Annotated in this window: 18 protein-coding genes and 1 tRNA gene; 12 read left to right on the top strand and 7 right to left on the bottom strand. The window is 40.5% G+C overall.

From position 1 onward, the window contains the following. Positions 1-3: 3 nt before the first annotated feature. Positions 4-660, bottom strand: coding sequence for a glutathione S-transferase (locus SFRI_RS12850; protein ID WP_011637953.1), 657 nt, complete (start codon positions 658-660; stop codon positions 4-6). A 1,155-nt stretch (positions 661-1,815) separates the two neighbouring features. Between SFRI_RS12850 and SFRI_RS12840 the strand changes: the two genes are divergently transcribed. The 7 genes from SFRI_RS12840 to SFRI_RS12810 all read left to right on the top strand — a co-directional run bounded on the left by SFRI_RS12840 (position 1,816) and on the right by SFRI_RS12810 (position 10,436). Then, complete coding sequence (locus tag SFRI_RS12840; RefSeq protein ID WP_011637952.1) at positions 1,816-3,894, top strand: hypothetical protein; 2,079 nt, start codon at positions 1,816-1,818, stop codon at positions 3,892-3,894. 116 nt (positions 3,895-4,010) lie between these two features. Beyond that, the gene (locus SFRI_RS21035) at positions 4,011-5,450 is read left to right on the top strand and encodes an ankyrin repeat domain-containing protein (protein ID WP_011637951.1); all 1,440 of its coding nucleotides are present in this window, start codon (positions 4,011-4,013) and stop codon (positions 5,448-5,450) included. A 79-nt stretch (positions 5,451-5,529) separates the two neighbouring features. Continuing rightward, positions 5,530-5,709 (top strand): hypothetical protein, encoded by a 180-nt coding sequence (locus SFRI_RS12830; RefSeq protein ID WP_041413075.1) that lies wholly within the window; start codon positions 5,530-5,532, stop codon positions 5,707-5,709. A 400-nt stretch (positions 5,710-6,109) separates the two neighbouring features. Then, positions 6,110-7,039, top strand: coding sequence for an HNH endonuclease (locus SFRI_RS21030; RefSeq protein ID WP_011637950.1), 930 nt, complete (start codon positions 6,110-6,112; stop codon positions 7,037-7,039). 1,394 nt (positions 7,040-8,433) lie between these two features. Continuing rightward, on the top strand, positions 8,434-9,141 hold the full coding sequence (locus SFRI_RS12820; RefSeq protein WP_011637949.1) for a hypothetical protein: 708 nt from the start codon (positions 8,434-8,436) through the stop codon (positions 9,139-9,141). Between the two features lie 347 nt (positions 9,142-9,488). Then, on the top strand, positions 9,489-9,881 hold the full coding sequence (locus SFRI_RS12815) for a hypothetical protein (protein WP_041413073.1): 393 nt from the start codon (positions 9,489-9,491) through the stop codon (positions 9,879-9,881). A 114-nt stretch (positions 9,882-9,995) separates the two neighbouring features. Continuing rightward, positions 9,996-10,436 (top strand): hypothetical protein, encoded by a 441-nt coding sequence (locus tag SFRI_RS12810; RefSeq protein WP_011637948.1) that lies wholly within the window; start codon positions 9,996-9,998, stop codon positions 10,434-10,436. A gap of 372 nt (positions 10,437-10,808) precedes the next feature. On the opposite strand, the gene SFRI_RS12805 is transcribed toward SFRI_RS12810, so the two are convergent. The 3 genes from SFRI_RS12805 to SFRI_RS12795 form a co-directional block, all read right to left on the bottom strand. Beyond that, positions 10,809-10,885 (bottom strand) — tRNA-Pro (locus tag SFRI_RS12805). 281 nt (positions 10,886-11,166) lie between these two features. Beyond that, positions 11,167-12,957, bottom strand: a complete 1,791-nt coding sequence (locus tag SFRI_RS12800; protein WP_011637947.1) for a DUF3413 domain-containing protein — start codon at positions 12,955-12,957, stop codon at positions 11,167-11,169. An 85-nt stretch (positions 12,958-13,042) separates the two neighbouring features. Continuing rightward, complete coding sequence (locus tag SFRI_RS12795; RefSeq protein WP_011637946.1) at positions 13,043-13,255, bottom strand: YejL family protein; 213 nt, start codon at positions 13,253-13,255, stop codon at positions 13,043-13,045. Between the two features lie 183 nt (positions 13,256-13,438). Between SFRI_RS12795 and yejK the strand changes: the two genes are divergently transcribed. Both yejK and corA read left to right on the top strand, forming a co-directional pair. After that, positions 13,439-14,467 carry a nucleoid-associated protein YejK gene (yejK, locus tag SFRI_RS12790; protein ID WP_011637945.1) on the top strand — a complete coding sequence of 343 codons (1,029 nt, stop codon included), beginning with the start codon at positions 13,439-13,441 and terminating at the stop codon, positions 14,465-14,467. Positions 14,468-14,918: 451 nt separating this feature from the next. Next, entirely contained in the window at positions 14,919-15,866 is a 948-nt protein-coding gene (gene corA / locus SFRI_RS12785) for a magnesium/cobalt transporter CorA (protein WP_011637944.1), read from the top strand. A gap of 176 nt (positions 15,867-16,042) precedes the next feature. Here the strand turns inward: corA and SFRI_RS12780 are convergent, their stop codons facing one another. Then, positions 16,043-17,293 carry a cyclic di-GMP phosphodiesterase gene (locus tag SFRI_RS12780; protein ID WP_011637943.1) on the bottom strand — a complete coding sequence of 417 codons (1,251 nt, stop codon included), beginning with the start codon at positions 17,291-17,293 and terminating at the stop codon, positions 16,043-16,045. 115 nt (positions 17,294-17,408) lie between these two features. On the opposite strand from SFRI_RS12780, the gene SFRI_RS12775 reads away from it, so the two are divergent. Next, on the top strand, positions 17,409-18,104 hold the full coding sequence (locus SFRI_RS12775; RefSeq protein WP_011637942.1) for a 2OG-Fe(II) oxygenase: 696 nt from the start codon (positions 17,409-17,411) through the stop codon (positions 18,102-18,104). 70 nt (positions 18,105-18,174) lie between these two features. Here the strand turns inward: SFRI_RS12775 and SFRI_RS12770 are convergent, their stop codons facing one another. Together SFRI_RS12770 and SFRI_RS12765 are read right to left on the bottom strand one after the other, a co-directional pair. Beyond that, positions 18,175-19,527, bottom strand: coding sequence for an ATP-binding protein (locus SFRI_RS12770; RefSeq protein WP_011637941.1), 1,353 nt, complete (start codon positions 19,525-19,527; stop codon positions 18,175-18,177). Continuing rightward, on the bottom strand, positions 19,518-20,192 hold the full coding sequence (locus SFRI_RS12765; protein ID WP_011637940.1) for a response regulator: 675 nt from the start codon (positions 20,190-20,192) through the stop codon (positions 19,518-19,520). The genes SFRI_RS12770 and SFRI_RS12765 overlap by 10 nt, the downstream gene beginning before the upstream one ends. Positions 20,193-20,431: 239 nt before the next feature. Here SFRI_RS12765 and SFRI_RS12760 point away from each other — a divergent pair, with 239 nt between their 5' ends. Both SFRI_RS12760 and SFRI_RS12755 read left to right on the top strand, forming a co-directional pair. Further along, positions 20,432-21,286 carry a putative selenate ABC transporter substrate-binding protein gene (locus tag SFRI_RS12760; protein WP_011637939.1) on the top strand — a complete coding sequence of 285 codons (855 nt, stop codon included), beginning with the start codon at positions 20,432-20,434 and terminating at the stop codon, positions 21,284-21,286. Then, positions 21,286-21,963 carry an ATP-binding cassette domain-containing protein gene (locus tag SFRI_RS12755; RefSeq protein ID WP_011637938.1) on the top strand — a complete coding sequence of 226 codons (678 nt, stop codon included), beginning with the start codon at positions 21,286-21,288 and terminating at the stop codon, positions 21,961-21,963. The genes SFRI_RS12760 and SFRI_RS12755 overlap by 1 nt, the downstream gene beginning before the upstream one ends. Positions 21,964-21,988: the final 25 nt, after the last annotated feature.

Genomic DNA, 21,988 nt, shown 5'->3' with positions numbered 1-21,988 from the left:
GCCTTATACATTAGCCCCAAAAACAACTTCTTGTTTTGAGTCTAACCACATTGGGTTTTGTACCATCACCTTGCTGAACATTCGGCTCTGTAAATAGTGATTAAGCCATTGTCGTAATTTGGGGTAGGGGGATTGTAAATACCATTGTCGCTCAACTCTGGCAAACTGACGAATAAACGGCATTAATGCTAAATCAGTCAAACTTGGTTGGTCAGACATTAAATATGAGTGCTGGCAAAGCCTTGATTCGAGATCCGCAAGATAACGCTCACATTGTTGTCTATCTTCTACAAGCGACGGTTCATGGTAACGTTTGGAGCAGCGATATTTCTCTAAATGTCCTTTGAATTCATTATCAAATATTGCAATAACCGCTAACATTTCAGCTAACGCGTTTGGTGTTGCTTGACTAATGTAATCGTCAGGGTCTGTTTGTGAAAAAGCCCATAGCATGATTGATAAACTTTCATCGATGACTTCATTATCTGCGGTGACTAAAACGGGCACTGTACCTTTGGGCGACACCGTAAGCATTTCGACAGGTTTGTTACTTAGCACTAAGTCGCGCAGGTTTATTTGCTGATTAGATGCATAAATGGCCAGTCTAGCGCGCATTGCGTAAGGACAATTTCTCAACGAATAGAGTACAGGTAATACCATGATGTTGTTTATTATCTCTCAGTCAGTAATGCAGTTAACAAAATAATTCTCTTCATTTTATCACTAATTACATCACCCTTTAAATATTGATTACGGTAGCCTTTTATGAAGATTCAACGGTATCGTTTGAAGCTCATTTCTGACTAGATAGCGGTCTACCTAATTAGAATCAGCAATAGTATCGGTATAAATCTGTAGTAGGCGTTTTATGTTAATCAGCAAGGGAATAATTTGCTGTGCTGATTAAGTGTTGGATCTTAAATGCACTGCCATCGTTGACAGTTTATTTCTCCCTGGTGTGCTTTTACTTGGCCTATTAGGCTTTAAATGTTGGATGCATTTATTTTATATGGGGAAGTACTAATGGCATCTTTTTACCCAATCAACCATTGTAGATGACTAAGCTTGCTCTTTTGTTCAATGTTTCAAACAGCAAAATAGTCATGATTTTTGCCATCTAAAGTGAGTGTTTGAGCATTAACAATGCGTGCCATATTTTATGGTGCATTAGTATCACTTTGTAGGTAAAAATTATTATAAATTATAAAAAAGAATAATTATTTAGTCTGATTTATTCGTTCGAATTACTCTGTTTTTTCATCAATATTACCTTTTGGTAGTATCTAAAACGTGGTTTTTGTCTCCATTACATCATCGCCTGATTCATTTCTATGTTACTAGCCAATACAGCCTATTCGGGCTGATTTCTCAATTTTTATTTAGGCGTCATTCTAAAGGATGATGACGCTAAGCTATTGAGTAATATAGGTGAAAATATGACTTTTTATTGATCTGACCCCGTATTATTTTAATAGGTTGATGTTGAAGGATTTCCCTCGCCAAAAACGTGTTTAACGCTACTTTTATGGTTTTTTGCCTCTTGAATTTAACCATGGTTTTTCTATGGTTAATAACAGGTGCAAAAGTAAATATCTCGAGTGCTGTAAAAGTAAGATATAGCATCGTGTGGTTACAAAAATAATGTACTACTTATTGCTTACTTGCCGTCAGTTTTTTATTGAGTGACGATATTTGTTGTCAATTTGCAGTGCGTGTAGGTGTTGAAGCAGAGTTAACGTGTTTAGGTTAAAAATAAATCCAGGAGGTCGTTATGTCTAACTAGTTTAACCCCAACAATAATTACAGGAGGTTGTTATGTTATTTGTTAAATACTTTAATAAAAGGCCAATTGCCCTTGCTATCTCTTTAGCATTGCTGGCTTCAATAGGAAATGCGGTGGCTTATGAATCGCCAGTGCATGTGTTTTCTGTTAATGACGTACTGGGAGGGTTGAATGGAGTGACCTTCGCAGACGATCAAACGATCATTTGTGGTCTTGGCCCAGTGAGTTGTCCTGATGATAATCCAGCGCTTCTCGACAAGTCGGGGGTGATGTTATATCCAGTGGATAGCGAGTTTGGCTTTTATGTGGTTGATTTTCTAGGCGCGCAGCCCAAAGCGCGTAATGGCGATTACCTAGAAGGATTCGTTGGTAATATTGACGAAGGCGGAGGGGTGATTGGTATTCAAGTTGCGAATGCTGCCACCGAAAAATACAAGGTAAAACCACCATTGGGAACATGGTGTCAAGGGCTTGGTGGCACCTCGGTAAAATGTGAAACAGAGCATTATACCGTTATGGAGCATGCGCTCAGTTGTTATGAGACTATCCCATACTTTTTTGCCAGCTCAGATGGTACACAAGCAACGATATCAACCCCAGACGGCACTCTATCGTATGACTGTGCTAACGCGCCACTAGATGATAATGTCCAGGTATTAGTGGGTGGACAGCCAAATCATCGCCTAACCAATGCGATACCCTGTGAAACAGATGGTCAGCCTGAAGGGTGCCAAATGTTTCCTAACGACAAGACCAACATGCTTGATAACATCGCCTTAAGCAGTGATTATTCCGTGCAGCTTAAAGATGATGGTAAGCCACTTTATGGTTGGGGCGGAATACATAAACGGCCGAACGATATCCGCATGTATGCCCAGTTGGCACTCCCTGAAGAATGGAAAACATCCACAGAAAACTTTGTCGTTACACGTGCTGAGCTTGTGGTTAACCACTGGATCACCAATAACCCTAATGACCAACTTCGTCCAGAAGACTTGGAAAACGAAGCTGCAACAGGGCGTAAGCCTTCCTATAGAATTGAAGGTGATGGTGATGCAGCCGTATGGAAAAGTACGGTCCCATGTTATGAAGGCGACAGCGATATAATCGATACTGAAAGTGGCGCTTTCGATCCATCCTTTATCGGTGTCGGTACAATATTAAAAAATACCCCTAAAGCACTGGATCCTTTGGCTACACCAGGTGAAAGCGCTGCAGAGCCCCCTTATGCTTTCTCATCAGATCTCGCTGGTGGCTATTCTAATGCTTACTATACCACCATCAATCGTGACCCATTTGAATGGTCTTATGATGCCAATCCTGATCCAAAAGTTCAGGATTTCATCGGTAGTGCACTGCCAAATGCTTCACTCGGTGAGCTTGTCTCAGGCCCCCGTTGGAGACTTAAACCTAATAAGTTTGGTCAAGACTTGCCTGGGCTAGAGATCCCGTTGATTGAATGTAGCGCGCCGCCTTTTGCCAAAGAAAATATTAAGTATGAAGTAGGTACGCCAACAACGACAGTGATCAATTTACTTGACTGGGAAGAGGGAGAAATATCTCCGCTGGCAACCAGTAGAGGTTGGGTTGATGTGACTGCAAATGAGTATGTCACAATTGTCACTGAGGACGGCGAACCGGCGGTTACCAGCAATGGTTTACCGATGACGTCAGATTTTGACCTTGCGGTTTACATTAAGGGTGATAGTAAATCAACAGCCTTATATAACGCACAGCTCATTATCGAATATGAAGGCGAAGTTCCTGTGGTGAATACTGATGTCGATGTTGCGCTGACTGCTTTTGCAGCATCAGCTACAGTGTCCTTTAATCAAACGGTTGCAATGGTTGTTGATGTGAGCAATCTTAAACCCAGCAGTGTCAGTGGTGAGGTAACCATTACTGGAGTCACTAACCAAGGCGTGGTTATTGAACTACCACCGATGGCTTTCAGCGACTTGGCTGAAGGAGATACGATTTCATTAAATGCAAGTTGGACAGCCAACATCATCAGAACGTCCGCTGTTAGCTGGACGGCGACGGTGACAGCTGAAGGCGATCTTAATAGTGATAACGATACTCGCACCGCAACAACAAAAATCCGTAGATGATAATTAAGGATTAGCAGGTGAATCAAAGGGGAGAACTTTTGTTTCTCTCCTTTTAACTTAACCTAATTGATATTGTTATTAACGGTCTTTACGGACTTAGAAGATAGGAATAGCAAATGCGCATCATACGAATAATCTTTGTCTCGGCCATTATTTTATCCTCGGCGATTACCTCGTTATTCGCTGAAGAAAACAGCGATCCAACCAAACCAGCAACTACCATTCCACCGGCTACTGCAACCACGCCGGAGCCAGTCACGCCTGCTATCACAACTCCGGCAGTAACGTCGGCTGCACCAGTAACGCCAGTTATAGCAAACCCTGCAGTAACCCCGCCAGCGCCTAAACAAAGTGCGAAAAAACCGGCAATGGGTCACGATTACCAAAAAAATATGCCCAAGCTTGGCAAAGGTGATCCCAATTATCGTGGTGGGAAGGAGGTTGTATCTGATGCTCAACCCATAATCAACAATCCAGAGAGTCAACCAAAAGAGCCATCAATCATAGATAACCAGCGCAAAAGTGGTGCAGATGTAGGTTTTCCTGGCTACCGCGGCGAGGGAGACTCGGCTTACCCACAACATCAACAGTATCAAAATCCGCCACGCTTTCCGGCTGAATCAATAGAGACTACTCCAGCTGATACTTCACCAGTACAGACTAAACCAACCGAACAAAATAGTGATGTACAGAGTAATGAACCATCGGTTGATGCACCAGTAAATAACGTCAAAACACGTGCGATCATTAACCAACAGCGCAAAGGAATACTTCATGCAGCCGCATTTGGCGACGAGCCAGCGGTAAAAGCATTACTCAAGCAAGGAGCAAGCCCAAATGCCAGAGCAAAAGACAGAATAGGGCGAACAGCATTAATGCTAGCGGCATTGAGTGGTCATGAAAACGTGGTTAATACACTGCTTAAACAAGGTGCCAGTGTGGATTTAAAAGATAGAACAGGCCATACCGCACTTAACTGGGCGGCAAATCGATCGCACCTAAACATAGTCACGTTATTACTCAACCATGGCGCTGATATTAATATCAAAGATAATGGCGGCACCTCTCCTTTGTTATATGCGGTTGCCACTAGCAATGTGGCAATGGTGAGTTTATTGCTTTCACATGGCGCTGAAACTGAGTTACAAAGCGCTGAAAGTAAGATGACGCCACTATTACTGGCCATTGAGCATAACGATATTGAATCGATTAGCCTTTTATTAGATAACGGAGCAGATGTTAATGGCACAAACAGTGATGATTTTTCGCCATTAATGGCCGCGGCAGAGCAAGGTCAGCTCAAGATAGTGCAAACACTCCTCTCCAATGGTGCTGAGGTCAATCGATATGATGATAAGCATTTTGCGCCATTGTTCTACGCTGCCGACAAGCAACACATCGGCATCATGCAGTTGTTATTAGCCCAAGGTGCCGATGTCAATTTACGCGATAATAAAGGCAGAACCGTTTTAATGCGCGCCAAGCAGCAAGTGCATGCAAACGTTGTAGCGTTATTATGCACAAAGGGAGCTAAATATAACGCCGATGGATGTTGAGATTGAAAATAATATCGAGTTTGGTGTTTGAATCTCTTTCCCCCATGGCAGTGCTATAATTTAATTTTGGAGATTGAAAATGAATAATAAAAACCAACCAGTCAGCCTTAGTGAAATAGGTAAAAAGCTTGGAATCGTAGGTGGTGTATCTATGTTGGCAGTTGCAGAAAGAATCGGTTATACCATAAAACCTATTGAGCTATCTGAATTAGATAAGGCAGTTGATAAATATCTAAATAATGAGGTACATTCAGCCTGACAGGCAAATCAACAGCGGGGTTTTTCGCTTCGTTCAATTATAGCCCACAATTTGTAGCCTGTTATTCAGGCGTCGAACTAAGCCGCTTCGCGGAGCCAAATGCTGATTCAATCGAGTGTATTAACCTCATTGAATCAGCTAGACTTAAAACAGATGTGATGGAACACCAGAATGACAAGGGAATTTAATGAAAGATGTACAAACCAAGCCATATTATCAGTTCAAAATAGCTCTACAGCCCAGAGCTCGCATCAAAAAAAGCAAATTCCTTTAGCATGAAGCGTACCCATTAAACTGGACTCGGCATTGGCCAAGTCCAAGAAGCTTTTTTGTGCCATGCAATTTTCGCAACGCACAAATACTAAAATGTTAATGCTATCAGTGTCAAAATGGAGTTTGTATGTTTAAAACGGTTATCGAAATAGGTGAAATAAACAAGTGTCAGTCATTACTACTCGAAAATTTAAAAAATAACCTTTACCTTTCTGGGAAATTTAATATTGGTTTTCCAGGTGGAAGTTGGACTGAAACTATCCAATATAATGAGGACATTTGGTTCTTACATCATGAAATTGGTGGTGAAGAAAAATCACCACGTTTCTGGAATGGCTTTGGTTTAGTACAAGAACTTAGTAGTAATAAATCAAACAACATTGTTGTTGAGATTAATATCCCTACTAATGGGATTAATAGAAAAGTTGCAGGTTTTTATGCAAAAAATGAAAGTGGTGAAATTGGGCTGTTTCACCGTGGTGGCTTAGGTGGTGGGCGGAAAGGTATAGGTAAGCAAGCATTTCTCAGCTGGTCTTCCTATGAATTAACTTCAGTATCAACCAATAGTGCAAAAGAAAGCGCCATACTAGTTGGCTTAATTGAAAGTGATGACTTTACCGTTAAGTTACATGACTTTTTAATTAATATTGCAAACTTTAAGCAATTAGCTACAACTGGAGAAATAAATGAAGCTACATTTATTTCTGATGATGAACTTTGGGAGCGTATTTGTACTGAAAACCCTAAACGAAAATCCCCAAAGAAAACGACAACAGAAACAGTAGGATATGAAAGAAGTGAATTTGTAAAAGAGTATGCATTAAGGCATGCAAATGGAAAATGCCAGCTTTGTAATAATGCCGGTCCTTTTGCGACAAAATCAGGTAGAAATTTTTTGGAGGTTCATCATATAGATTGGCTTTCTAAAGGAGGTCTCGATATGCCCGAGAATGTTGTTGGATTATGTCCTAATTGTCATAGAAAAATGCATAACATAAATGACGCTAAAGATATTAAAAAATTAAAATCCGCAGTAGTTATCTTAAAATCGCACTAACACATGTGAGCCTCCCGCCAGTCAATATGCGAGCCTAACTTATGTGACTGTGCAGTCCAATTAAAATCAATCAACAAATTCATCTACTTCGTCTGTCATTTAACTGTTAAATCATCGTGCTTTTAACGAAACATGGTCAGTCACGATTATTTTCAAAAAAGACGTTTTAAAAACCAGAAAATTGCTCACGATGATTGGCTACGAACAGAAAATGGCTACTTGATGTAGCCATTTTTATGGGCGTTTCACTGTGGTTTTTATCGTAAACGGGCGTGTTTATCTGCCAATCTTGCTAATGTCGTAATCTGTTGGTTTGCTGCCTCACTAATTTCTAGCAATTGCTCAAGTGATAAAAAGCGTGTTCGCGCATGTACTGCACTAATTTATCGCGGCTGATGACAAACTGGTCATCATGTATAGGTTGAGAGCTCACTATTTTGCCGTCTTCCAATGTAAACAACATGCGCTGCTGCTCAAACGGGTGTTGAGTGCGGCAGCTTTGGCACCCGTAAACCCCATGACTAGAAACATAAAACCGTCTTTGGTCAGTTGTTAACACTTCAAATCACGTTGACTCGTGCCAACCTGTTGATTTTGCACGTCAGCGCAAAAATGCGCTGACGTAAATTCACTTGGAGCATCGATTAGAATGCGGTCAATTTTACTTATGAGTTATCAGTTAAGTGAGTTATCGATAACCATTCAGCCATTTTATAAAGCTAACATTGTGTAATCTAGAACCTTTGATCACACGGTTTTCTGCTGCCTAAAGTAAAGCGTATGCGTTTTAATGGCCAAGCAAAAATAATGGCAATATTAAGCTGCTATTTAAGAGTCTCTATTGTAGACCGAGGATAACTCTATCTAATTGAATAAAATTAATTTTATTGATAAATCATTTACATAACGAGCCATGTTCTTCGCGGTTATCTACATTCTCGCTTTCGGCTAGACTAAAGAGTGATTGATTCGAGATATTTAAGCTGGTAAGTTACTAAAAATATTAATAATTAAAGTGATATAGACGCTGGGTTTTGATTGGCATTCTCTGAATGTTTATCGGAATTCTCGCTAATACGCTGTTGAACTAAGCCACTGCGCGGAGCCAACAGAGGCTTCAATTGAGTGTATAACCCTCATTGAATCAGCCAAGCTTAAAGATGTATGATAGAAAGATACGATGAAAAGGAATTTCAATGAAAAACTTACCCACTACTCGATACCAATTGACTCAAAACTGCTCTGTAGCCCATAGCCAGTAACAAAAAAAGCAAATTCCTATAGCATGAAGCATGCCAATTAATATGGACTAGGCATCGGCCAAGTCCAACAAGCGGTTTATGCGCGGAAAATAGCGCATAAATACTAAAACGTTAAAGCACTAAGGAAAGTTTATGCGCAATCTCATCGTAATTATTTTTATCACTCTATTAGTTGGTTGTGCAGCTACGCAACCATCTTTCTCTGTATCCGTTGATTCTCTAGCTTCTCCGATTGCGGCAACTAAAAAAACATATTTATTAATCCCTGGTAACAAAGGTGTTTCTCATAACGATTTACAGTTCCAAGAGTATGAAAACTACCTCAAGCGTGTACTTAACGGCAGAGGTTATATAGCAGCAAGCTCAGAAGAAGATGCTGATTTAGCAATCGTTCTATCTTATGGCATCGGAGATCCTCAAAAACAACAGTATTCATATTCTTTGCCTACATGGGGTAAAACAGGCGTTTCTTCTGCTAATACATATGGCACAGCTACAACATATGGAAATACAACCTCGGTTAATACAACAACAACTTATACTCCAACATACGGAGTTACAGGCTCTACTAATCATACAGGAACTCGAACTACATTTTTTAGATACGTATTAATTACTGGCTACGATTACACCGAATTTAAACAGTCGGAAAAAGAAGTTCAAATATGGACAACCACTGTTAGTAGCACTGGTTCTAGTGGTGATCTTAGACGAGTATTTCCAGTTTTAATGGCTGCCTCAGAACCATATATAGCGACAAATACGGGTCAAAAAATTCCTGTGTCACTTTCTGAATCAGATAATACAGTTAAAATTATTAAAGGTCAGGCAGTAGAGTAATTAATGCCATACAAGTCATTAAGAGGCGTTGAACAAAGCCGCTGCGAGGAGCCAAGTGCTGATTCAATTGAGTATATTAACCTCATTGTCAGCCAAGCTTAAAGATGTATGATAGAAAGATACTATGAAAAGGAATTTCAATGAAAAACTTACCTACTACTCGATGTCAATTGACTCAAAACTACTCTGTAGCCCAGAGCTAGCATCAAAAAAACAACATTCCTATAGCATGAGGCATGCCAATTAACCTGGACTCGGCATCAGCCAGGTCAAACAAACGGTTAGTGCCATGCAAACAGCGCCGTAACGGATAAAATACTAAAGCGTTATACACAAGGAGTTTGTAAATGCCTTTTTCCGCCAAAATGACTTTAATGTTGCTTTACTTGAGTTCAGGAGTCAGCATTACTCTTGCTGCATGGATGATGTTCGTCGTAGATGCTAGGCCATCAACTGCAGTTTCACAGTTAATTGCTGGAGCAGCCTTTTTTTTGGTTGCTTCTGCTTTGAAAAAGCGAGATGAAAAATCTTTGATTATTGGTTTAATAGGGACTGGTGGATTACCTCTTTTTTGGCTTTGGAAGGCTTATGACCAGTATTTTTACGATCTTTCTCTGTTTGAGGCATTTAGAATTTATCCGGTATTGGGAATACATATCATCCCCTTATTCGCAATGATTTTTTTGATATTACCAGCCTCAAAAAACTACTTTAGACCTAAAGCTGAAAGTTGCGTATAACAAGCTTCTAAATTCAGATTCACCAAGGGTGTCATGCCATTTACTGAGCAAATCGCCCGCCAGCACTCGGTTCACTTATTAGAGGGGCGTTAGGCAATCAATAAGGAAAGCATTATGAAGTTAATCTCCACTATTATTTTAATAGCAGCTGTAATGAGCCCGCATACATCAGCAAGCACAGTCTCTGCAACGCAGCAGTTAGGTGTCTGTTTAACAGATTCAATGAATGGAAAAGAAAGGAAGAATTTAGCTAAATGGATCTACTTTGGTATGTCCCAGCATAGCACTATAAAACCTTATTCAAATGTCTCAGATGCTAACTTAGATCAAATGAATAAATATGTTGGAGAGCTTATAACTAGATTAATAACTAAAGATTGCAAAGAAATATCCAATAAGGCTATGGAAGAAAATTCAGCAGCATTTGAGTCTGCATTCAGTATTGTAGGGAAAGTGGCAATGCAAGAGTTAATGACAGAATCATCCGTCTCTCAAAGTTTGGGTGTATTTGAGAAGTACTTAGATACCGAAAAAATCGAAGCTGCTCTTAAATAGCGGCCTAACAAAAAGTTGGTGTTCACACCTGCCGTGTTGGGACGGTTAAACTTCGTTGGTTACAATCGATTTAAGGTAGGTTTAAACGTTATTCAATTGATGTATTTTTGATTTGTCTCAAACCAAGTGACGTCACTCAGTTTGAGAAATATACGATATTGCCGGTCTCAAACCACCCGTTTTCATTTCTCAAACCTCGCGACCCGCTACATTTAGACATTAAAAAAAGTTATGACAGAAATAACGTAAGTTGTAATTGTAGAGCAGAGGGTTTGACCGGAGTTTGACCGGATTAATAAAATTCACGTATTATCTTTAGACACAAAAAATCCTGTAAGCAGTTGATGCGTACAGGATTTTTTATTTTTAATTTGGTCGGTATGAGAGGATTCGAACCTCCGACCCCTGACACCCCATGACAGTGCGCTACCGGGCTGCGCTACATACCGAAATGACTTCGTTTGACTTTAGATATAATGAAAATATCATCATACATGTCAACCACTTAGTACGGCTGTGAGCCTCGGGGTTACTAAGTGAGTAATTACTGTATCAATTGCGATTTGTTTACGCAAGTAGTTAGTTATCAGTCGGTTATCGATTGATTATAAACTATCCATTCAATAAAACGCTCGACCTTACCTATACATAAGCAAGCATGATTAAGCTGATGAATAGCTCGCTCTTTTACAATATTTTAATCTAAATATGTTATTAGTAATAAAATATCTTATTGATTATAAAGTCTACGACCTTCACGCATTACCTGGATCAATTCTGGTGCGCTCATTTTCTTATCTAAACGTTTTTTATAGTCTAAATCGTAAATGCGGTATTTACCGAAACTATCCAATACTGTTATTTCAGCTTTTTGATAAATGGCAAAGCGGCGGCTGTCGCCTATGTAAACCCAGGTTTCATTATTAGGTTCTAACAAGCTGCGACCCGAACTGTAATCGGTGCTTGGATTAGTGCAGCCTAACACATGGCTTAGCAAGGTTGGCGCTATGCCGTAATGGCTGGTGCGGTAATTCACTTTATTACCATGGCTGTCGGGCCAATGGATGATCAGCGGCACTTTAACATTACCTGGCGATAAATCGCTGCGGGCGTCGCTGGTATTACTGGTAAAGACCTGGCCGTAAGTGCCAGTGATGAGCACAATGGTATCATCACTAACGTTATTGAGTAAGCTTGCCAGTTGTTGGTCTATAAAGTTAAGTGATTGACGATATTGATTAAACAGCACCTTTTGCGCAGGCTTTAATGCCATATGCGGTTTGATGGTTTGTACGCCTAAAAATCCGACTGGGGTATCGTAATCTTTTGGTGCGGTAAGATTCACTAAGGCAAACCACGGTTGTGTTTGTTTTGGCTGCCAAGCATTCACCGCATTAATGGTGTTGATATCGGCATCTGCGCTGCCATTATCGCCTTCGCTGATATGAATGCTTATACCGCTGAACATTGCGCTATTAGCAGCGTATTGATCATTTTCAGGCGCAAACATGGCTAATTGATAGCCTTGTTGTGACAGAGTGTTGGTCAATATTGGGCTGGTGCTATCAAACTCTTTGCGATCGCTATAATTGCCTTGTAAGCCATACATGAGGGTAAACATGCTGGTTTCAAAGTCCGTACCACCACTATAGTGATTCATAAAACGTTGATTTTGAATACGATACTGGCTTAAAAACGGCATGGTGACACTGTCGACCATGTCTGCGCGTAGGCTGTCTATGCTGATAACCATAACATTGGGTTGGCTGTCTGCAGTACATTGCATCGGACTGATGGGATAGCTCAACTTACGTGATTTAGTGTTGCGAGACTCTGTTGACTGCATGCTGCTGTCAATGCCGTGATTTTCCATAAACGAGCGTGCTGTCGCAGGGTATGACACTGGATAGGCGTCGTCAAAACGGGTGACTTCAGTCATATTGGTCGCGTCGGCCCAAATATGAAATAAATGGCTACTGACAAAACAGATACCGACAAACAGCACTACTTTGTTGCCCCATTGTTTTTTCTGAATTTTGTCGATGCGTTTCCACAAATAATTGGCCGCGGTAAGCTCTACAATCACAATGACGATAGGTGTCACTATGTATGAAGTGCTGTGTAATAGCGCGTTGAGATCTTGCCAGGCTAAGTCGAACGCAAAAGGACTTAAATGGATACCGTAGTCGTCATAAATAATGGTGTCATACAGTAGGGCATATAAACCAAGAGAGGCGATAAATGCAGCAAAACCACGTAAAATTTTGGAGTAAGGTAATAATAAGGTAATCGGGAATATAAAAATTAAGTAACCGATAAAGGCCAAAAAGGTAAAATGACCAATGGTGCTGATTGACAGGTAAGCCCAACCAATAATGGTTTCTGGGTAGCCGACACTGCCAATATATCGAGCGCCAATTAACATCGCTAATATGCCATTAAAGAAGGCAAACCAGTGACCCCAATTAACTAAGCGTGACACTTTATCACGCGTCATTTGCTGCTTTTTGCGCTCGATCATGTTAACTCGTATTCCTACGTTATTATCACAGACTATTTTCAGTGTAACTGATTGTTAGCATTGATGATAAATTTTATTTAGTCGGTTACTTAACCGACTGTGTTAAGGCTTTAGCAAATTGCTCGGCAACTTTTTGACGTGATTCACCTGGGACTTTTTTGTCTAGTAAATGGGTCACGCAATTGCCCAATACCATTAGGCTTAAATCGGTAGGTGCTTGATGCTTAGCTAGTACAGCAAGCAGCTCGCTGATAAGTGCTTCAACTTGAGTGTTTGTGTATTTAGATTGAATTGCCATAGTCAGAAAACTTCAATAAATAATGAATTAGCTGCACATAATAACGGATTTAGCCGGCGCTCGCCTCAAGTTTTATTCGCTGTATGTGAGGAATATTGTAAACCCTTGTTCGATTTATACGGTTGGTCTGATATCATTCTTTTTTAAAATAACATCTGCGACAGACTAGGATTAACAAGGCTTATGAGCATTAGTATTGAGCAAGCAATTATTCACGAAATTTCTCAAGACAGTCAGGGACAAATGCGTTGTCGTTTACGTCCGCAACCGTTGTTGAATACTCACGCCGTTGAAACCATGTTAGAAGAGTTGCATCAAACCTATTCGGGTAAAGCGGGCAAGGGATTTGGCTTTTTTGGAACCCATGGCGATGATGGCGAAGCCAACAGTGAATTTTCTGATGCACTGACCGGTTATCGTAAAGGCGATTTAGGTTTTGTTGAGTTTAGTGGTCAAGCGAGCCAACTATTGCAACAAGAACTTGCCAAGTACGATTTTAGCCAAGGCGGTTTTTTGTTGATGTCTTGCTACACCAGCATGACAAGCGACTATTTATTTGTGGCGTTATTAAGCGCTAAGTCGTCGATGACAGTATTAGATGACATGGAATTGTCGCAAAACAACCATTTAGATTTAAATAATATTCAGTTAGCGGCGCGTATAGATTTAACCGAGTGGCAGGCAGATAAAAGCTCACGTAAGTATATTTCGTTTATTCGTGGCCGTGCTGGCCGTAAAGTTGCCGATTTCTTTTTAGACTTTATGGGTTGTGTCGAAGGGGTGAACACTAAGGCGCAAAACAAAACCTTGATCCATGCGGTTGAAGATTTTGTCGCGGGCAGTGAATTAACCAAAGATGAACGCCAAGATTGCCGTAACAAGGTATTTGAATATTGTTCTGAGCGCGCTGACGCGGGTGAAGTGATTGAGGTTAAAGACTTAGCTGATGAGTTAGCGGATTCTGGTATGGATTCATTTTACGATTTTGCTTGTGGCGGAAGCTATGAGTTAGATGAAGAGTTTCCAGCTGATAAAGCCAGTTTACGCAGCTTGAAGAAGTTCTCGGGTACCGGCGGTGGAGTTACCTTGAGCTTTGATGGCGGCCATTTAGGTGAACGGGTTATTTATGATCCGATATCTGACACTATTTTGATTAAAGGCGTGCCAGCCAATTTGAAAGACCAATTAGATCGTCGCTTAAAAGGCGAATAACGTAAGCTTAATTGGTGTTGTTACAACAGCGTCCTATTTGGGCGCTTTTTTATGAACGAAGATAATAGCGAGTCTAGGTTTAACGCGTGCTATGCTTTGGTGAGTTAGTAAGTAAAGCGAGCTAACATGTTGTAGCATCTAGTATTGCGTGTGATTTTTGGATTCAATAGCGTGCAAAGTGACATTAACTTACGCAGATTTTTTATCTCAATATACTGATGCTTAAAAATTGTCAGTGGCGGTGAACTTTGCAACGTTTTGTTTGGATTTATCTAACGGCTTAGCTCATGGCTTATTTAGCAAATTACCGAACAAATTATCTAACTGGTACGATTTTTGGCGCAGTTGAATATTTTACTTTTCATTCATTTGTAGTTGAGTAAACTAGCGCCACTTTTTGAGTGTTTTTGTTTGTTATGCTTGTAATAGCCTAACGGACTTTGGGGGAGCGATGATCACTGCATACGCCTATCAAAATAGAGAATTAATCACCACCGAATTGAATGTGGGCGATAAAGTCCCTGAATCAACCTTGTGGTTAGATTTATTAAAACCCGATGATGCAGAGCGTCAATGGTTGAGGCTATTCTCTGCTGAAGAAGTTCCTGACGAAGAAGATATTAAAGAAATTGAGGCTTCGGCGCGTTTTTATCAAAACCAAGACGGGTTACACATTAACTCGTTGTTTCCTCAGCGTGTGAGTTCAGATGTACGCGCAGTGAACGTGTCGTTTAATTTGCGAGAACGTTTTTTGCTAACAATGCGTGAAGAAGATGTCGGCCTTATTCGTTTACTGCGTAATTACCTACGTTTAGGGCGCTTGGATATTACCACTCCACAAGGCTTGTTGTTAGAGCTCTTTACTTTGAAAGTTGATTATCTATCTGACTTAATTGAAGATATTTATAGTATTTTAGAAAATGTTGGCGAGCAAGTATTTAATGACGAAGAGCTTGATGGCGTTTTTAAACTGATTACCTTACAAGAAGATTCGAACGGTAAAATTCGATTAAGTCTATTGGATACTCAGCGTTCATTACGTTATATGCAACGTTATTATCGTGACCGATTGTCGGATGAAAACTTGAAAGATATTCGTGAGATGTTATCGGATATCGAATCATTGATGCCACACAGCCAGTTTATTTTCGACAAGTTACAATTTTTACTGGATGCGGCGATGGGATTCAGTGGCTTGCAACAAAACAAAATCATTAAGATATTTTCGGTATCGGCGGTAGTATTTTTACCCCCTACGCTAATTGCCAGCAGTTATGGGATGAACTTTCATATTATGCCAGAACTCGATTGGCGCTTTGGCTACCCAATGGCAGTGGCATTAATGCTAGCCAGTGCAGCAGGAACCTACTTTTTCTTTAAACGGAAAGGTTGGTTATAGCAGTAACTTATTTTACACAAAATAAAGCCATCAATTGTTGCCGATTGATGGCTTTTTTTATACCTCAAATACTTGAGTTAGGCGGAAATAAGTCGACTGAAAACTGTTATGTAAGCCACTATTTAAAGGGATGAAATAGACTATTCAATATTGATTAATTCATCTCCTGCACAACACTAGTTTTGACCAATTCCTAAGCTGATTTGTTCTCTAGGATTGAGGTATTTATGGATTTTTTCTGGCAATGCTGCGGCGGGTAGACTGCGTACAATGCTCAAGCCTTCATCTTGTAAACTAATGATGGGGGCTAAATCTTTGGGTACCAGTTGATCGTAAACCACAATATTAGGGCACAATAGCTTCTGTAAGTTTACCGACATAACCATAGCAAATTGGCCACTGGATAATTCAATAATACTGCCAGGCGGATAAATACCTAACATTTTGATTAACTTGCTAATATATTCAACATTGAGTTTGTTTTTATAGTTTTTATACAGCAACCCCAAGGCGATACTGGGTGGTTTCCCTTTAGCTTGGTTGGTGCCATTACACAAATTGTCGTATTCGTTAACCACGGCAATCAACTGCGACAGCTTGTCTAATTTGTCGGCTTTGAGCCCTTGTGGGTAGCCACTGCCATCTAGATATTCGTGATGATTAGCAATTAACGGTTTGGCTTCATCTGGAAAGCTGTCAGCGAGTTTAAGAAAGTTAATGCTCATCAATGGGTGCTGTTTAATAAAGTTTTCTTCTGGCGTGGTAAGCGGCACTCGCTTGTTGAGAATGTTGCTTGGAACTTTGAGTTTACCTATATCGTGAAATAACCCACCAATACCAATCGTTTCAACTTCTTCGCGGCTCCAACCTAGCTCTTTTGCCATTAACATACATAACATAGCGACGTTAAGTGAATGGTGATAAATATGCTCATCATTTTTAGCATCGCCCATTAAATGTAAGGCTAAATTATCACTATTGAGTAACATGGTGGTCATGTTGCTGATGAGGTCTTTCGCTTCACTGACCGCATTGAGTGGTCGGCTACTGATTTTAGACACCATTGAACGCATCATCGACACAGAACGATTAAATTGTTGTTCAGTTTTCTTTAAATCTCGTTTGAGCTTTTGTTGCTCATCGATTTTAGCCGACTTCTGGCTAATCATTTGTTCTTTTAGCGCGTTGAGGGCCTGCTCGTCGGGTTTTTGGGTGCTGGCATTCTCGGACGTTACAGGTTCAACATCACTTTTTTCGGGATCAAAAAAAACATCTTTTAGGCCTAAGCCTTTGATGAGTTCTATTTGTGCAGCGTCTTTAATTTTAAAACTGCTAAACAGGAAAGGGTGGTCTTTCCAGGAAATTGGCAAGCGGATAAAGGTGCCCACTTCTAACTGTTCTACAGAGATTTTTTGGTTTTTTTTCATATTCAATCGATAGTTACTTTGAAGAACAATTAGCTATGTTATGCATTGCCCTTTACAGGCACTTTAATTGCGTGGCAGCATACTACTATAAATTTATTAACAATAGTTACTCCCTATGGATTTTATTGAAGTATATCCCAATGCGATAAGTAATGACTTATGTGATCGTTTAATTGCGGCATTTGAAACGCATCCGAGTGTGGGTCCTGGTCATACGGGTTTTGGTGTAGATACCGAGAAAAAGCGCAGTCGTGATTTAATGCTAGATGCTTTTGATGATTTAGCCGAATTAAAAAATGAACTCTTAGCGTCGACATTTACCCATATTAGCGATTATTTTACTCAATACTCATTAACGTTAATGGGGGCTGTTTCTGTACAAGTAGCAGATGAAAATGGTCAACCACAAACGTTAACGCCTGATAATTTTGATGCGTTAGGTCGGCCAAGGGCGGCGGCATTAACCAAGTATTTGTACCGCAGTGGTACGATTAATGTGCAGCATTATCAGCAAGGTGTGGGTGGATATCCGCATTGGCATTCAGAGCAGTATCCACAGAATGGCCATAATGAGGCGCTTCATCGGGTGGTGTTATACATGTTTTACCTGAATGACGTTGAAGAGGGCGGTGAAACGGAGTTTTATTATCAACAACGTAAAATAAGCCCTAAAAAAGGCACTATGGTGATTGCTCCAGCGGGTTTTACTCATAGCCATCGTGGCAATGTGCCCATTAGTAACGATAAATATATTGCGACTTCTTGGGCGATGTTTAATCGTGCCGAGCAACTTTATGCGCCACTAAGTTAGTGATTACTGTTGAGCAAAACCAGTTGTGGCTTTATATGCTTATTTGATTGATGACTTTGTTGCTGCGTGCTTATGCCGTTGCGGGGAGCTGAATGACAAAAGCTGCTCCGCCAAGCTCGCTAGTACCAATAGTCATTGTGCCGCCATAACTGCTAACGAGCTCATGGCATACTGCTAGACCAATTCCTTGCCCAGATGATTGAGTGTCGGCTCTCGTACCGCGCTGGATTATATTTTGTTTAATGGCGTTGTCTACGCCCGGGCCGTCATCTTCAACACTGAGTTGGATGAGATTGTTATCGAGGCTAGCGGCGCTGATCATGACGTTATTGCCACATAAGCGAAATGCATTTTCCAGCAGATTACCCAATAGCTCCATAACATCGCCTTTGCTGAGTGGTAGTTGCAATGAAGGTGATATGTTTAGGGTGAATATGACATGTTTGTCTCGATAGATTTTATCGAGCATTTGCGCAAGTTGTTGCGCAATCGGCGCGATAACAGTTTGTTGCTGACGTAAACCTTGTTGGCCTAACATGGCGCGTTTAAGTTGATATTGTACTAAATGATCCATGTCGTTTATTTGTTCAAGTATTTTTTGATGCTGTTGCTGACGATCTAATGAGTCATCATCAATGATGGCAATACTGGCGGCGAGACGCGTTTTTAAGCTGTGAGCAAGGTCGTTCATGGCATTTTGATAGCGAGTTTGACGTTGGTCTGTTTGGTCCATAAGTTGATTTAACGCTGTGGTGATGCCTTGTAATTCGACGGGGTAATCTTGTGATAGGCTTTTTTTACGTCCTTGTTGTAGCTGCAATAACTCTTGTTTTAGCTGAGTTAACGGCCGCATTCCCCAGTAAGCTGCACTCACTAAAAGCAGTAGTGCAATAGCCATTACCATTGCCAATCTAAAATAAGTAAGTCGATTAAATTGATTGAGTTCAGCTTTCAGTGCAGTGGCATCTTTCAAAATCAATAAATGATACATTTCGGTTTCAACGTCAATGCTGAGCAAGTAAGCAAAGTAGCTTTGTTGGCCATTAAAGTTGAGGTAGAAAGGCGGTAAATCATCTTTTATATCAAGATATTGTTCACAGATGTTATTCAAGTTTAAGCTGATTGCGTAGTCAGATCGCCATAAGGTGTTATAGCTACTATTGCAGGTAGCCATAATGTATTGCGTGTCGACGTCATCACCTTCACGGGCTTGGGTGATAGGGATTAAATTGTTTTCGCGAAACTCTGCGGCAATGATGGGTAATTGGGCGATTAAAGCGCTGGTGGTTTGGTTATAGCGGTTTTGGGCATGAAGTAGGGTAATTAACCACGCCAGACCAAATCCCACTAACGCGATAATACTCAAGGACGTTAAGAACATCCTTGTAAGCAGGCGTTTTTTAGGTTGTAAAATTAGTCGCATGGGTGATTAAATTTATATCCTTGGCCGCGAAGGGTAATGATGGACTGTTCTATTCCACCTTGAGCTAGTTTCTTTCTTAATCGGCTGACCATCACTTCAATGGTGTTGGGGTCGCCTTCTTTGTCGGCATAGACCACATCCAGTAAACGCTGTTTAGCGACAACCTCATGGCAATGACGCATCAAGTATTCCAGAATTAGGTATTCAAAGGCAGTGATCTCTAATGGTGTTTGATTTAGTGTTACTTGTTTTGCTGCAACATCTATTTGCAGTGCACCGCTGGTGATGGTTGGGCGAACAAAACCACTGCTGCGGCGCACTATAGCGTCAAGTCTGGCGATGAGTTCTTCTTTTTGAAATGGTTTAACTAAGTAGTCGTCTGCACCTGCATTGAGCCCTTCGACTTTATCTTGCCACGTTAGTCGAGCGGTTAAAATTAGAATAGGCGCTTTAACATCTGCATTACGCAGCATTTTGATGAGACTTATTCCATCTTGATCGGGCAAACCCAAGTCAATAATGGCAGCATCAATAGGATAATTAGTGGCTTGATAAAACCCTTCTTTTGCGGTTAATGCCACTTGCACTTGATTACCTTGAGCAGATAATTGCACCTGTAGATGGTGTGATAAAAGAGGGTCGTCTTCAATAACCAATATGCGCATAATTCATCCTTGTTAAGCCGTCATTATATGTGAAATGTGCTTGACCAATATTACCTTACAAATCTAGAAGGTTAAATATTAAACAGACTTTTATGATAACCATATTCAAACTGAATACCATCATGGTGCTAGTGATAATTATTTTGCTAACATTTTTGCCCTGAAAGGGCTTAGTCGATGTAATCAAGTATCAGGTAAGTTAGAATAGCGTCATTGACCGACTAACTTTTAAGATTGAGATGAAACTAACACATTTATTATCGGCTAGCTTTTTAAGTTTATTTTCGACAGTTGCATTAAGTGCAACGTTTACCTTTACGGCTATCCCTGATGAAGATGAAAGTCAGCTTCGGACTCGCTTTGATAAAGTGGCTGATTATTTAACCGAGCAGCTGGGCGTGGAAGTAAAATATATTCCGGTAAAGTCATATTCTGCAGCGGTAACAGCATTTCGTAATAACCAAGTACAACTTGCTTGGTTTGGTGGTTTATCTGGTGTGCAAGCGCGTCGTTTAGTGCCCGGTTCTGATGCTATTGCCCAAGGTTTTGAAGATCAGTTTTTCAAGAGTTATTTGATTGCTCATAAATCTACTGAAATGGCTGCTTCAACTAATTTCCCATTATTGAACGATTATACCTTTACCTTTGGTTCTAAAGACTCAACTTCAGGGCGTTTAATGCCACAGTATTTTATTGAAAAAAATACCGGTAAGCCAATTGAAAAAATTTTTAAACGCATTGGTTTTTCTGGTGACCATAGCCGTACTATTAGCCAAATTGAAGCAGGTGTTTATCAAGTCGGCGCAGTTAACTATAAAGTATGGGATACAGCAGTTGAAAACGGTGACGTTGATACCAGTAAAGTGAAAGTGATTTGGGAAAGCCCTACTTACCCAGATTATCAATGGACTGTACATTCTGGTGTTGATGAAAAATTTGGTGCAGGCTTTAAAGAAAAGCTGACTAAAACGTTAATTGGTATGACGGATAAAGATTTGTTAGCCAGTTTTCCGCGTGAGTCGTTTGTACCTGCCAAAAATAGCGATTATGAACCGATTGAGCGCGTGGCAAAAACAATTGGAATGCTCGATTAATGTTGTCGTTGGTTGATGTTGATTTAGGTTATAACCAGCAAATTATTTTACCTAAAGTGAATTTGTCATTTAAGGAAAATGAGCATGTGGCTATTTTAGGCCCTTCAGGCGTGGGTAAAACTACGCTGTTGCATCACCTATATCAACAATTGGCCGAACAAACCTGCTTGTGCTCTCAAGCACAAGGGTTAGTTGATAACCTGTCGATATATCACAATGTGTTTATTGGTGGGTTAGCGCGTTATTCCCGTTGGTATAATTTAGCTAATTTGTTGTTGCCATTTAATAAGCCGCAACAACAAATTGCCGCTATTTGCCAGCAACTAGAACTCACCGTGCCTTTGCAACAGAAAGTCAGTGAATTGTCCGGTGGTCAGCGTCAACGTGTGGCATTGGCCAGAGCGTTATTTCAACAGCAATCAGTGTTTATGGGCGACGAGCCCTTTTCTGCATTAGATCCGCTAATGGGCTTACGATTACTAAACTTGATTAAGCAAACGCATCAGAGTGTTATTTGTGTGCTACATGATGCCGAGCTAGCGTTAGCAAACTTTGATCGTATTATTGTCATTAGTGATGGCAAAGTAGTACTAGATGACAAAGCGGGCCAATTATCTCTGGCTCATTTATCACAGCATTATGCTTTAGCTGATTCACCAAAGCATGCAGTGGCATAAATATGAATATGTCGATGCTGCTAAA

The organism is Shewanella frigidimarina NCIMB 400 (assembly GCF_000014705.1).
GTDB lineage: Bacteria > Pseudomonadota > Gammaproteobacteria > Enterobacterales > Shewanellaceae > Shewanella > Shewanella frigidimarina.
The sequence above is the reverse complement of the archived record's forward strand: the minus strand, read 5'-3'. Positions and strand labels throughout refer to the sequence as shown.

What these genes read in the sequence shown, in the direction of transcription:
- SFRI_RS12815 (WP_041413073.1), top strand. Translation starts at nt 9,489, where the DNA reads ATGCCTTTTTCCGCCAAAATGACTTTAATGTTGCTTTACTTGAGTTCA.
- SFRI_RS12800 (WP_011637947.1), bottom strand. Translation starts at nt 12,957, where the DNA reads ATGATCGAGCGCAAAAAGCAGCAAATGACGCGTGATAAAGTGTCACGC.
- corA (WP_011637944.1), top strand. Translation starts at nt 14,919, where the DNA reads ATGATCACTGCATACGCCTATCAAAATAGAGAATTAATCACCACCGAA.
- SFRI_RS21030 (WP_011637950.1), top strand. Translation starts at nt 6,110, where the DNA reads ATGTTTAAAACGGTTATCGAAATAGGTGAAATAAACAAGTGTCAGTCA.
- SFRI_RS12810 (WP_011637948.1), top strand. Translation starts at nt 9,996, where the DNA reads ATGAAGTTAATCTCCACTATTATTTTAATAGCAGCTGTAATGAGCCCG.
- SFRI_RS12775 (WP_011637942.1), top strand. Translation starts at nt 17,409, where the DNA reads ATGGATTTTATTGAAGTATATCCCAATGCGATAAGTAATGACTTATGT.
- SFRI_RS12780 (WP_011637943.1), bottom strand. Translation starts at nt 17,293, where the DNA reads ATGAAAAAAAACCAAAAAATCTCTGTAGAACAGTTAGAAGTGGGCACC.
- SFRI_RS12830 (WP_041413075.1), top strand. Translation starts at nt 5,530, where the DNA reads ATGAATAATAAAAACCAACCAGTCAGCCTTAGTGAAATAGGTAAAAAG.
- SFRI_RS12770 (WP_011637941.1), bottom strand. Translation starts at nt 19,527, where the DNA reads ATGCGACTAATTTTACAACCTAAAAAACGCCTGCTTACAAGGATGTTC.
- SFRI_RS12820 (WP_011637949.1), top strand. Translation starts at nt 8,434, where the DNA reads ATGCGCAATCTCATCGTAATTATTTTTATCACTCTATTAGTTGGTTGT.
- SFRI_RS12840 (WP_011637952.1), top strand. Translation starts at nt 1,816, where the DNA reads ATGTTATTTGTTAAATACTTTAATAAAAGGCCAATTGCCCTTGCTATC.
- SFRI_RS12765 (WP_011637940.1), bottom strand. Translation starts at nt 20,192, where the DNA reads ATGCGCATATTGGTTATTGAAGACGACCCTCTTTTATCACACCATCTA.
- SFRI_RS21035 (WP_011637951.1), top strand. Translation starts at nt 4,011, where the DNA reads ATGCGCATCATACGAATAATCTTTGTCTCGGCCATTATTTTATCCTCG.
- SFRI_RS12760 (WP_011637939.1), top strand. Translation starts at nt 20,432, where the DNA reads ATGAAACTAACACATTTATTATCGGCTAGCTTTTTAAGTTTATTTTCG.
- yejK (WP_011637945.1), top strand. Translation starts at nt 13,439, where the DNA reads ATGAGCATTAGTATTGAGCAAGCAATTATTCACGAAATTTCTCAAGAC.
- SFRI_RS12755 (WP_011637938.1), top strand. Translation starts at nt 21,286, where the DNA reads ATGTTGTCGTTGGTTGATGTTGATTTAGGTTATAACCAGCAAATTATT.
- SFRI_RS12850 (WP_011637953.1), bottom strand. Translation starts at nt 660, where the DNA reads ATGGTATTACCTGTACTCTATTCGTTGAGAAATTGTCCTTACGCAATG.
- SFRI_RS12795 (WP_011637946.1), bottom strand. Translation starts at nt 13,255, where the DNA reads ATGGCAATTCAATCTAAATACACAAACACTCAAGTTGAAGCACTTATC.